The sequence below is a fragment of the Mediterraneibacter sp. 210702-DFI.3.120 genome, from assembly GCF_020561005.1.
GTDB lineage: Bacteria > Bacillota > Clostridia > Lachnospirales > Lachnospiraceae > Mediterraneibacter > Mediterraneibacter faecis.
In genome coordinates this window covers 30,973-44,252 of record NZ_JAJCNG010000001.1, presented here as the reverse complement: position 1 = coordinate 44,252, position 13,280 = coordinate 30,973, and the positions used below count along the sequence as shown (strand labels likewise).

Annotated in this window: 10 protein-coding genes; all 10 read left to right on the top strand. The window is 39.7% G+C overall.

The window, feature by feature from the left end; all coding sequences use genetic code 11:
* Position 1 precedes the first annotated feature (1 nt).
* The 10 genes from LI162_RS00190 (at position 2) to LI162_RS00145 (ending at position 13,229) form a co-directional block, all read left to right on the top strand.
* Positions 2 to 2,383, top strand: coding sequence for an ABC transporter permease (locus tag LI162_RS00190; RefSeq protein ID WP_227155414.1), 2,382 nt, complete (start codon positions 2 to 4; stop codon positions 2,381 to 2,383).
* Between the two features lie 120 nt (positions 2,384 to 2,503).
* A complete protein-coding gene (locus LI162_RS00185; protein ID WP_227155413.1) occupies positions 2,504 to 2,962 on the top strand; it encodes a hypothetical protein in 459 nt (152 codons plus the stop codon).
* A 16-nt stretch (positions 2,963 to 2,978) separates the two neighbouring features.
* On the top strand, positions 2,979 to 3,671 hold the full coding sequence (locus LI162_RS00180) for a response regulator transcription factor (protein WP_227155411.1): 693 nt from the start codon (positions 2,979 to 2,981) through the stop codon (positions 3,669 to 3,671).
* Between the two features lie 398 nt (positions 3,672 to 4,069).
* Positions 4,070 to 4,501 carry a sigma factor-like helix-turn-helix DNA-binding protein gene (locus LI162_RS00175; protein WP_117576552.1) on the top strand — a complete coding sequence of 144 codons (432 nt, stop codon included), beginning with the start codon at positions 4,070 to 4,072 and terminating at the stop codon, positions 4,499 to 4,501.
* A gap of 574 nt (positions 4,502 to 5,075) precedes the next feature.
* Positions 5,076 to 7,049, top strand: coding sequence for an ATP-dependent DNA helicase (locus LI162_RS00170; RefSeq protein WP_227155409.1), 1,974 nt, complete (start codon positions 5,076 to 5,078; stop codon positions 7,047 to 7,049).
* A gap of 178 nt (positions 7,050 to 7,227) precedes the next feature.
* On the top strand, positions 7,228 to 8,343 hold the full coding sequence (locus LI162_RS00165) for a tyrosine-type recombinase/integrase (RefSeq protein ID WP_227155407.1): 1,116 nt from the start codon (positions 7,228 to 7,230) through the stop codon (positions 8,341 to 8,343).
* A gap of 12 nt (positions 8,344 to 8,355) precedes the next feature.
* On the top strand, positions 8,356 to 10,101 hold the full coding sequence (locus tag LI162_RS00160) for a tyrosine-type recombinase/integrase (protein WP_227155405.1): 1,746 nt from the start codon (positions 8,356 to 8,358) through the stop codon (positions 10,099 to 10,101).
* On the top strand, positions 10,094 to 11,590 hold the full coding sequence (locus LI162_RS00155; protein ID WP_173699112.1) for a tyrosine-type recombinase/integrase: 1,497 nt from the start codon (positions 10,094 to 10,096) through the stop codon (positions 11,588 to 11,590). Before LI162_RS00160 ends, LI162_RS00155 begins: the two co-directional genes overlap by 8 nt.
* A complete protein-coding gene (locus tag LI162_RS00150) occupies positions 11,577 to 11,960 on the top strand; it encodes a DUF6262 family protein (protein ID WP_173699110.1) in 384 nt (127 codons plus the stop codon). Before LI162_RS00155 ends, LI162_RS00150 begins: the two co-directional genes overlap by 14 nt.
* Positions 11,961 to 12,122: 162 nt before the next feature.
* Positions 12,123 to 13,229, top strand: a complete 1,107-nt coding sequence (locus tag LI162_RS00145; RefSeq protein ID WP_227155402.1) for a KAP family P-loop NTPase fold protein — start codon at positions 12,123 to 12,125, stop codon at positions 13,227 to 13,229.
* Positions 13,230 to 13,280 lie beyond the last annotated feature (51 nt).

The window sequence follows — 13,280 nt, the reverse complement described above, 5'->3', positions numbered from 1 at the left end:
TATGACGCTGCCTTTTGAAAATGATACAAAAACCATAATAAAGCGTATTTCAAGCAGGAATATATCAGCAAATCGAAAAAGAAATATCTTTATTATTATTACGATTACACTTGCGAGTACATTATTATCTGCAATTACCCTTTATGGATTTGGAATTACACAGAAAACAAAAAATCTAAATAAAAAAACAGCACAGATTGTATATCATGCAATTTCAGAAAAAGAGGGTTCGGAATTATACAAAGAAAAAGAGATCGCGTGGATTGGAGAATTTTTCAATGCATTTTCTGAAGAAATAAACCATTCAACCGTAAATTTTACTTACGCAAATGCAGATATGCTAAAATCTCAAAGTATGCCTTATTCGGGAAAGTTACCAACTGCGGAAGATGAAATTGTAGTACAGGAATCTTTTTTGGACAGCTTGGGGTATTCAACTGAATTAGGACAGACAATTAAAATACCATTTTCTGACGGGATGAATCATGATTTCAGGTTGACAGGAATCTTAAATGTTAAAACCGGAGATATTGGACGATATACAGCTATTATATCGAAAGAATTAGTGAAACAACAGTATGGAAATAATACAGTTATAGATTATTACCTTGGATTAAAAGACGCTCAAAACATGAGCGAAGAAGATGCTACGGAATATGCAGACACTCTTGCAAAACAATTACACATCCCCGATGATAATGTGATTGTTCGCTCCACTTATTTTAATGTGAAGAGCGAAAATTCTGGAAGTGAAATGCTATTTTATTTCGTGATTGGATTTGTAACCTTTATTGGCTCCGGCATTGTGATCTATTCCATTTTTTATATTTCCGTTGCAAGCAATATACGTAACTATGGGCAGCTTCGCACGATTGGAACAACGAAACGGCAGATTAAAAAAATGGTTTACCGAGAAGGAAAGTTACTTGCTGCTGTTGGGATTTCCATTGGTTTGATTATAGGTAATGTAATCGGATATTTTCTGATTCCGGAGGGCTGGTACTGGCTGACTTCTTTATGTGTGACGATTGGGTGTGGGTTCTTTGCTTTTACAATGGTAATGCTCTCTATTCATACTCCTGTAAAAAAAGCTGCCGCAGTATCTCCAATGGAGGCTCTTCGATATTCGGATTATAAAGGAAAGCCTAAAGAAAGTTCGGCGCTGTACCGAAAAATAACGCCTGCATCACTTGCTAAAATGAATCTGTCCAGGCAAAAAACAAAATCTATATTAACCATATTTTCACTCGCATTTGGAGGCGTGTTAGTTGTATTGATTTCAACGATATTAGTTTCCTATGATGGAGTTGCAGAAGCGCGTGGGAGGGATTTTTCAAAAGGCGAATTTAATATTAACCTTAATGCTAATCAATCCTTTGATACTGCAAAAGTTTCGTTGACTAAATTACAACAAAAAAATATGCTGAATGAAAATTTTGTAAAAACAATCAAAGCTATCGATGGTGTTACCGGAATCAAGCGGTGGTATTATACGGACGCAGAATATCGTGTAAATGGAATTTCTGGAGATTGGATTCAGGGATTTAGTCAAGATGAACAATCTGATTTAGAAAAAAATCTCATAAAAGGAACTGCTGATTATGATGAATTGATTGCGGACAAAGGAATTATCCTATTACAAGAACGTGCAGATCTCAATGGAATGGATGTTGCTTTAGGTGATACAGTAGAAGTTGATTACGAAAATGTATCCGGTGATATTATGACGAAAACTTATACTGTGAAAGGCATAGTAAGCGATTATAATTATACGGGATTCGATAAATGTTTTTCTCTCCCGGAACAACTTATAAATGAGGGAACCGGGATGGATTGCACAGGTACTATTTCCGTAATTACAGACAAAGATAAATTCGATACCATTGAAACTTCATTAAATCAGCTGATAGATAAAAACAGTGATTTGGTTATGGATACCATAGAAGAAAGCGTAAATTATTATAATAGAAATCAGCAACTACCTTTCGGTGCATTTCTGATAGTAGCTATCATTGTTGTGTGTTTTTCGCTGATCAATCTCGTAAATACAACCATTACAAATTTTTTGTCTCGGAAGCAGGAAATTGGAATGTTACAGGCGATTGGTTTAAGTAAAAAACAACTCATCCGAATGCTTTGCTATGAAGGCATGATTTATTCACTCTTTGCTGTGCTTGTAACATTGATTTTAGGAGTTGGACTTGGAAGTTTATGTATTCAGATCATGCGGTCATTAAATCCATATTTTTTCTATTCATTCCCATGGCCGGTTGTATTGATATATTCGGCTGTTCTGTTGGCTGTTCAGCTGATATTAATTGCATATACAACGGGAAATTTGAAAAAGCAATCTCTTGTTGACCAAATCAGAACAATGGAATAAAACGAATTGGAGCAGGGAAACTTGATCCAATTATATAATAAACTACAATATTTTTTGAAATTAGGACATTTCTGTGACATTTGTATTTTACAATATGACTATAGAAAGTAGGTGTCCTTTATGAATAAAAATAATATCATAGATAATGGCGAATACCATATTTCACGAAATAAGATTAAAGAAATGTGTATCATGCCCGCCTTTATTATGAAGGAAATAATAAAAGTGATAAAAGAAAACCAAACGACAGATATAGCAATACCACTTTGGAGGGTAGTGCCAGGAGAATATGAAGAATACGCATATCAGATATTAAATTCCAATGCAGATAAGGAAAGATTTGATTATCCATATATATCACACAGACCTTTCCGATACGGTGATGTTTATTGGATTATGGAACATCAATTACAGGAATTGGAAGTAAATGGGAATAGGTGCTTTGAAGAAGCTCATTTTATACCGGACGAAGCAATAATTCATGTGAAGTGCAGCGAGTATTTCTTCAGGTGTTGTAAAGAAGCAAAAAGGATTTTTTACGACTATGCAAAAAATTATGTGGAGGAACTGATATGCTAAATACATTGATCGGGGTGTGAAGAGAAACAGAATTATAGTAATTGTGGATGAAAACGAATTGACATGGGAAAGTCTGGGCTTTTTGAAGCAACAGGCAGAGATTTATCAAGCAACAGGAATCCAGGATGCTCTTTCACATCTTTCAGTTTGTTCTTATCACTTGATTTTGATTGCATTACAACAAGAACCGGAAGCAATATGTCAGTTTGTAGAAACAATCCGAAAGCTAGTGATAACCCCTATGATTGTCTTATTATCTGAACATGCTGAAATAAGAAGTAAAATCATTCACTTAGGGGCAGATGCGGTATTGATACAACCATGTGCAGCAGAAGAAATCGGTTTGCAGGTGTATGCATTGATTCGCCGTTACACAGAATGGAAGTCGGAAAGAAAAGAAGAAAATCCGATACTGGTTGGGAAACTGGAAATTTTTCCATTTCAAAGAAATGTGAAATGGGATCATAAAATAGTCCCGGTTGTAAAAAGAGAGTTTGATTTCCTTTATCTTTTAGCATCTACACCGGGAAGAGTATATACATATAGCCAGATTTATCAACTGGTATGGCAGGAGTACCCACATGGGGACATTACAAATATTATTTACTGCATGGTACATCGCCTGAAACAGAAATTGAAAAAAGTAGATGTAAATGCAGAATATATAATCAGTAGTGTAAAAGGGATAGGATATTGTTTAAAAGTATAGAAAGAATCATAAAAGGCAGGTTTCTAAAAATGGAACTTGCTTTTTATATGAGAAGATTTGGTTGTAACTGTATATAAAAGAGAAATGACAGAAAAACTGACAGTTACTTGACAGACAACTGACAGTCTGCTGACAGATTGATTTTGTATACTACTTCTTTATGAGAAAAATGGAACTCGTACCATGACATAAAGGAGCAGTGTATGTGCCAGCAAGAACTACAAAAGATAACGTAACTTCATATCGAGCGTTTGGTGGTGTCGCAATTCAAAACAGGATTGCGGCATCTTTCTTTTTGTGGGAGAAAATTCGGGCAGTACAGCCTGTTTCTTGTGTAAATGCAAGATCACCGCCACTCCGATTTGATTTCAAAAAAATCAGATCGGAGGTAAAGAAAGGTGATATTTCATAAAGCGAGTGAAGAACGGAAATGGAAACAATGGAAGGAACAGGAAGAACGGATTTTACGGGAATCCGGTGTAAGTGAGGGTGTGATTCAAAGACTTCGGGAACTGGATTGGCAGGATTTTAATACAGAACGAAGATATTGGGAACATTTTTCACCAAATCAGGAAGAGCTATATACCAAAGAGCTGGAAGAGCAATCTCCGGTGGCACTCACAATCCAACAGTTACTTGACAGCGTGGAAAATGAACAACTGCTGCAGATTCTTCTGGAATCAGATAAAAAAACCTTGCAGATTTTATTGCTGAAGATGTGGGGATTTTCTATCCGGGAGATTGCAGAGCAGACAGGTATCCCGGAAAAGACGATTTACACACGAATGGATCGTCTGAAGAAAAAAATTAAAAAATTTTTGAAAGGGTGAAGAAAAAAGGCGGTTTTCATCGGCTCTATATATGAAAGGGGTAATATGCCCTCGTTCCTTGACAACCGCATACCAGCATTACAGGTACGTTCCCAAAGATAGAAGCGTGACAGCATAAGCGCCAGGACGGATGGGGACAAGCACTGCAGGATTGTTATGACAAGGTCTGTACCAAGACTAGGGCAGATCATTTCGTGAGAAAACTGTCAGTGCCTGTTCGTATTCTGAGCGAGTCCTTATAGCTGTGAATGGACTTTCGCAGGTCTTTCGCCAGGATCATCTGCGGGGGATAATGATACGAATTTCTTCCCACAAGGAAGAGGATGGACTCCAAGTTGTAATCAGCAAGACTTTCAGAAAATCTGCGAGCGATGCGAAGCGAAGCATCCGCCTGTAATGTTCCCAGCCATAGATGTGGTGCGGCAGCCGGGGAGTCGAGGACAAATACGGTGCTAAAGAAAAAACGATAAGAAATCAAAAAAGAGTGTGTCGTTGATATCAGATATATGCGGCTGTGGGAGATCCTACAGCCGTATCCTTGTGGTATTAACGTCATGCGGAAAGAAGAAGCAATATGTTTTATAAAGTTGAATATCAAAAGAGGGCGCATCAGGAGGTGGAGAAAATCTTCCGGGTGCTGCTTCCAGAACAGGGGCTGGCAGTCAGGGAAGAACAGATCCGTTTGTGCCATGAAATGTTAGATACCTTGCTGGGAGAAAGAATTGCGTTGTGTGACGCAGGGGTAGGAATTGGCAAGACGTATGCCTATCTGGTAGCTTGTGTGTTGATGCGGAAATATTCCATACTAATGGAACGAAACAGCCTGCCAAAACAGCATCCGGTAGTAGTCTCCACTTCCAGCATTGCCTTGCAAAAAGCAATCTTGTCCGAATATGTTCCGTTTTTATCAAGAGTTTTGGTAGAACAGGGCATTATTCAGACACCACTTCGGGCAGTGGTACGGAAAGGAAAAGAACATTTTGTCTGTGATAACAGGCTGGAACAAAGAATCGAGGCTATCCGTCACAAGCAGAAGAACGCAGTCCAAAGAGAAGCACTGCTGTCTCTGCGGAAACATTATGATATGGATACCGTAAAGGATTTGAGTGGGTTTGACAGAAGGCTGGTGTGTGTGCCGAAGTTCTGTCCAAGGGAATGTCCGGGCAGGCAGATGTGCCGCTATCAGCGATACTTGGAAGAATCCAAAAAGCAGGATGTGTTCCTTCAGATTTGTAATCACAATTATTTACTGGCAGATGCATTCCACCGAAGGGAAGAGTATAAACCATTGCTGGCGGATTACCGGGCTTTGGTAGTGGATGAAGCACATAAACTTCCGGAGGCGGCCAGGCAGATGTTTGGGAAGAATTTATGTATGGATGATATCCGGGAGATCGCTTATTATCTGGAACGGGAACATCAAAATGTGGAAGCCAGAACTTTAAAAGCCGGGATGTATAGCATTTTCACGATTATCATGGAAAGCCACATATCTTCCCATGGCATAAAGGAAAATTTTCAGTTGACCGGAGAATGCGAATTTTGTTTATGGGAGGGAATCCAGATGATTGAAAGAATGATGGAACAGCTAAAGGGAGTAGTACCAAAGTGGGTGTTAAACAGACTTCAGGAGGCAAAAGAAGTACTAGAGTGTTTTTTACAGAAAAATTCTAAGTATGTACTCCATCTGCGTATGGATAAAGAAAAGATTCCGGTCTTATGCGCGGCCAGCCGGGAGATTCCGCAGCTTTTGCGGGAAATGCTATGGGATCGGGAACAGGCACTGTCTGCTATCTTAACTAGTGGAACTTTGAAAGCAGGAAAAGGATTTGCACGCACTTTGCAGATAACCGGACTGGAAGGGCGTACAGATGTACAGTCTTATGTGGCAGAATCCCCGTTTGCGTATGAAGAAAACTGTCTGTTATATCTTCCAAAAACTTTGCGGAAGTGTAAAAGAGGAAGCAGGGAAGAAGTTGAGATGGTGGCAGGACAGATCCATTCCCTGATCTGTTCTACTTACGGGCATACGCTGGTCTTGTTCACTTCCTATACATTGATGGGAAGCGTGTACCAGATATTAAGGGATGGGATTCCCTTTCCGATGGTAGAAGTATGGAGACATTCCCAGGAAGAGATCCTGCGGTTTAAGACGATGGAGAATGCGGTGCTGTTTGCAGCCGGCTCCTGTTGGGAAGGGGTGGACTTTCCGGGGGATATGGTATCTTCGCTGATTATCGTGAAGCTGCCTTTTGCAGTGCCAGATCCTATCAGCGAGGCGGAGAAAGAAACCTATGAATCATTGGAAGATTATATCCAGGCGATTATTGTGCCGGATATGCAGAAGAAACTGCGGCAAGGGTTTGGACGTGCCATCCGGACAGAAACAGATACCTGTGTGGTTTCTATTTTAGATTTTCGGGCTGTAAAAGGCGGAAAGTATCATGAAGATGTGATGTGTGCCCTTCCACCCTGTCAGATGGCTGAAGAATTGAGAGAGGTGCAGGATTTTATTCGCAGCCGGAAAGGTGTGGAATATTATTTGTAACAGGAAAAATCCCCTTTCCAGCCTTGTTGCTTGTGCTTCATTTTTGGACATTTTTACAGGAAAAGTTTAGTACAGTTTTTGAGGTGGTTTTGGAGGGATTGTTGGTATTGATGAATAGCTATTTTGGCATGAAGTGGATATACTGTGTATAGCGTTAGAGGAAAGGACGGTGAGCAAAATGGCACGATATGCAGTGGAACATATCTGGGAAGGGAAAAAGGAATATTTCTTGATCCGGGATCACCAGAGCTGGCAGATGGTGCTGCTCCCGTCAAAATATCTGACGCATTTGATCAGAGCAAACCGTTCCCCGAATACTGTTGGACGAAGGGCAAAATCCATTCGGTTTTACTTGGAATATCTGAATGAAACAGAGTTGGAACTGTCCCAAGTGGCGGAACAGGAATTCCAGGAACAATATGAACATTATGTGGGATTTCTCCACTGGCTGAAAGCTGGAAATCATTTGAATGACAAGAAAGAGAAACTGCCAAGCAATAAAACCTGTAATGCGTATTTAAAAGACGTGTTCAGGTTTTTCTGCTTTTTAGAACTGGAAGCAGATATGGAAAGACTGAAAGTGTTATATTATGACAGTTTTACCACCCATGATTCTATCGGCGTGAAAAGAAAACTGCGGTTCCGGTCATTCAATGGATATCTGAAAGAGGAAGAACGAAATGTCCGTCCGGCAGAGCATAATGAGATTTTAGAACTTTTGAAGCAGTGTACCAATTGCAGGGATCAGCTTCTTATCATGCTGCTGGCAGAGACAGGATACCGGATCGGTGAGATTCTAGGTGTGGATTATACCAGGGATATTGATTATGAGCGACATACTATCCGAGTATTTTTCCGGGATGACAATGAGAACAGGGCAAGGGCAAAGAATGCCGCTTACAGAAACGCTAAGATCAGTGATGCCACCTTTCAGTTTTTACTGTTTTATCTGTCAAAATACCGGGAACTTCTGCAGCATCAGCAGATGTTGTTTGTAAACATCGAAGGGGAGACGAAGGGGAAAGCATTACAGGTGGATGCGGTCTACCGGATGTTGGAACGGATGGAGAAAAAAACGGGTATCCATACGACACCCCATATGCTGCGGAGATATTTCGGGAATATGAGACGGGATGCCGGATGGCCGCTGGAAATGATCAGTGAGGCGTATGGACATAAACACACCGACACGACCATCAAATATCTGAACATTGTAGATGACCAGCTTATGGAAGCCAGCGACCAATATTATGCAAAATATTCCGTACTTTATGATGTGGAGAAACTCCTGTAGGAGGTGAAGGACATGCCTGCTTATCAATTATATGTATATGAAGAGCAGGAAAAGCGGGAAGCACTGGAACAAAGAATCAGTGAACAGGTGGATGCCTGTACAGAGGTAAATGGAACAATACGAAACCGGGTAAAGAAGTTCCTGATAGAAGCGGGAATTACTGATATTTCGGAGATGAATGCAGTCCTAAGAGTCCGGTATGAAGGGTATCTGGAAAGAAATGAAACCGTTCATGTACCGATTACTTGCCTTCGGGGATTCGACAGAATTTTTATCCATCGGATGAAGGAAGAACTAAAAACGCTGGCAGGACAGAGGAAATATACTACAGAGTATCGTGATCAGTGGATGTGCCTTACCCATTATCCGGAGATTGAGATAGCGGAATCCTTTCTGGCAAGCAAAGACGGAAAGGAACTGTTGTGGGATTTTACACTGGGGTGTCCGAGAAATTTGAAGATGCAGATTTTTACGGTATTGAAAGCGGTGATACATACCTACGAAGGAGAGACGCGAAAAGAAAAGCTGCTGGCACTGCGAAGGTTTTATCAATTTTGTGTGAACCATCAAGTGACGGATATTGAAACCATGACACTGTCTGAAGAACAGCAATTTGAACAGGAACTTGCGGAAGAGTTTAAAGGGAGAAAGAAACGTACTGTATTTGGCATCCTGCGGACGAGCAGAAAGATATTGTTTATACAGGCATCAGAAATTCATTGGCAAGCAAACGTGTGGTTTTTGGAACGCTTCCATTTTTCTAAAGAACGGATGAACCCCAGCAAACCTATAGAACTGGTGTCCTTTAAAGAAGTGACAAATTTGGAGAATCAAAAGATTTTGCAAAAATATTTGCGGTATCTGTTTGGAATCACAGATTTATGCATCAGCACCATCCGAATCAAGCTACTGGAACTTCGTACATTTCTGGTACATTTTAATGGAGAAAAAAAGCCGATCTATGAAATGGAAGCAGAGAAGATCCAGAAATATCTGGAGGGCATCCGTAATCAGAATACACGTGAAGCAACAGCCAATGGGCGGATTTTTATGATCCTGCAGTTTTACAATTTTCTCGTAGTCAAGAGGTACTTGAAAAAGATCCCCTTCCGGCATGAATATTATCTTCAAAAAGAAGTGCGTGTCCACAATGACCGCAGCGTACCAGAAGGAGTATATACGGAAATTTTGTCTAAGCTGGCAGAATTCCCAGAACATCTCCGACTGATGTTCCTTCATCTATGGTGTACCGGAATCCGGGGAAGCGAAGTGTGTACCCTGACAGGTGATGGTTATGAAGAAAAGGATGGAGATTACTGGCTGAAGGTCTATCAGGTAAAAATGAAAACTTATAAGCGGATTCCCATTCCGGAAGCATTGTACAAACTGGTACAGGTGTATAAAAAGAAATATCAGATTGGACCGGAAGAATATCTGTTTCAGAATCAGACAGGAGGCGCTTTCCGGTATGGAACCTTCCGGTATCAGATGCTGAAATACTGTGAGAAATATCAGATCGCAGATGGGGAATACCTTTTCAAATCCCATGATTACCGTCATAACTTGGCTACGCTGTATTATGATAGCGGGATTTCCCTCCAGGCAGTGCGGGATTATCTGGGGCATGAATATGAAGAAATGACTAGACAGTATGTGGATTATATGCCAAAGAAACTGGAAAAAGCCAGTGAAGCATACTTCCAGGAAGAAACCCACAGCTTTGCGGCGGAACTGATGAAAGGAGAGTTCCATGGATGAAAAATTATATCTAACAGATTTGAACTGCTATGCAAGAGCAGAAGAGAAGCAGAAAAAGAATGTAAAGGAATCTCATTGTTTTGATTTAGGACTGCTTCCAACAAAAGGACTTCAAAAAGAATTCTGTTCATTTATTGAGGAACGAAGTCAACAATGTGCTTTGACAACGATGATACAAGAACGAGCGACCTATCAGAGATTTTGCATGGTGTTGAAGGATAAGCATATCCGGGTAGAGAGTTTACAGGAACTTGAATGGGAGCAATGGCTGTTAAAAATCCGGAGCTGGCTTCTGGAACATGGACAGAAACTGACAGTACCGGGAGTCAGCGTATATGGGAAAGAAAAGACATTGCCATCGAGTCTCATCACGTATGTGCGTAAGGTATATCAATTTACAGAAAAGGAAGAGGAACGGGATGAGATTGAGAAAGATATCTGGAAATTAGAGAATCTGGACATTGCCTATAAAAAGAATCCGATTAAAAATGTGCAGACTTTGAATTTTACAACGATTATCCAGGATGACTTGCGGGAAGAAACAAAAAAGGCAGTTTATGAACATTTACATCATGAAGCGATTGCAACGATCATCAAAGAGCTGACAGCCATCCGGAGGTTATCCAAATATCTGAAAGAAACATATCCCCAAATCCATTCGGCAGAAGAACTAAATCGGGAGTTGCTGGAAGAATATCTGACGTACCTTGCAACAGAAGCAGAAGGTGTGAACAATTACCGAATGGATCTGACAAGACTCCGAGGGATACTGGAAACCATCGGGAAGTTATATGGATATTCGCATCTGGAAAGTATATTCCTGACCAGTGACCTTCCCAAACAAGTGCAGCCTAAATTGAAATCTTATTCAGACAGTGAGCTGATTCGTTTTAATGCAGCGCTTGCAGAACTGGATGAGCAGATTGAGCGACTCATGATCATTCACCAAATGTTGGGGACAAGAATCTCCGATACCTTAACTCTTCAGAGGGACTGCCTATATCGGCAGAATGGGCATCCTATGATTCAGATCAGGCAGATGAAAACACACACATTTATGAAACCCATTAGTGCAGAATTGGAACTACTGATTGAAAAAGCAATTGAGTACACCGAGAAAATGTATGGAGATACGATTTACATTTTTGTAGATGAGAAAAATACCCGGAAACCTTTGCAGTATAATACCGTTCAAAATAGAGTGATGGCCATCATTCAGAAAAAAGATCTGCGAGATGATAACGGCGAATTATTCGGCTTTGGAACACATATGTTCCGCCATGTATATGGCATCCGACTAACAGAGATGCATCTGGATGATTGGACCATCGCAAAACTACTGGGGCATACATCGGTAAAGAATGTGAAGTTTTATCGAAAGATGAGTCTTCAGATCATTGCAGATGAAACAAGAGAAATCAGAGCAGAGATGAGCCGGATGATCCGGGCGAACTTGGCAGGATGGGGGAAAGAGTATGAGCAAATATGACAAGATGCTGGAAATAAACCATAAGCAGAGCATGGAGAAGATTCAGAGGGCAAAATTGGCAATTCAGGAGATGATTGAAGAAGAGGATAAAGTAACAGTCCCCAAGTTGATGCAAAAGACCGGACTGTCCAGAGGATTTTTTTATAAGAACCCGGAAGTACGAAAAGCAGTAGATCATGCCTTGCAGCTACAAGCAGGTATGGTAGATAAAAGAAGAAAGATTTTAGATATGGCGATGGACAGTCGCATCCTGCAATTAGAACAGCAGGTAGCAAAACTAAAAAGAGAAAATGAGACATTACGGAAAGAAAATGAAGCAATGCGAAAAGCATTGAATAAAAGAGACTTGAATCTGATCAAGAATTTTTAATGAAGAAGAAAATAATCAGCGATTGGCAGGGGCGAGAAGAACGTGCCTGCTGGTAGTTGTTGAAATAAAAAGGTATTGTTGATGTTTAGATTGTGTGAGACAATAGAGATGTTAATTATATTCAGCCATAATTGGAGTTCATGATAAAGGAGAATACAATATATGAAGAAATATGTTCAGGAAGCAACGGATATAAATATCTGGACATCCATAAAGAACAATACTTTTGAGAGAAATAAAGATATAAAAGAGTTTATAGATGGGTTAGAACTTATAGATGAAAGTGCTTGCATTAGCTTGGATGCGAAATGGGGAGATGGAAAGACATTTTTTGTCCGACAGATTGAAGAAGTGCTAAAATTTGTGTTGGTAAATCAATGGGCAGATGAAGAAAATTCGATAGAGAAACTTCCGTCTTATAAATATTTGAAGGACAATGAGATGATAGCTAAAATGGAGTTGAAACATTCTTATTTGCCAATATATTATAATGCATGGATGTATGACAATCATAGTGATCCACTTATGTCACTGCTACTAGTAATGACAAAAACTTGCAAGGGTGTTTATGATACGAAAATAGATTCCGAAAAGATAAGTAAAAAACTAATAGAGGTAGTAGCAACATTACCTATATCACTAGGTGAGTTTAAAGCAAATCCATTCACCGCAATTGAAAAGTTGCAAGGGAAAAGTATGGATATTTTATCCCTTGTACAAACAGAGGAAGAAATCCGGGAACGAGTAAAAGGAATCTTCAATGACATTATTGTAGAAAGAGCGCAGAAACTGATTATATTTATTGATGAATTGGATCGCTGCAGACCATCTTTTGCCATAGAAATGTTGGAGAGAATCAAACACTATTTTGATGATGAGCGTGTGATTTTCGTGGTGTCTCTTAATAAGGAGCAGTTAATACATACCATAACAAATTATTATGGAAGTGGATTTGATGCAACCAGATATTTGAATAAGTTTTTTGATGTGAATATAAATCTTCCAGTAATGGATCGGTATCAAAAACAGTCTATAGAATTTTCTGAACAACGAACAGAGAGAAAATATTGGTTGCATCAACTAGCGGAAGAGTTGAGTGACTATTATCACTTATCTTTGCGAGATAAACTGATTTACAAGAGTCGAATTGAATCAGTACCAAGTTCTACAGGAACATACATAAGTTCAGAGTCATATTTTATATCACTATTTGTAGCATGTATTATATTACTTGATATTATTGATATTCCAGAAAAGAAAAATTTTTAGAGGGGAAAAGTGCTTTTGTTGCAAGCGTATTACCAGAGTTAAAAGCTTACC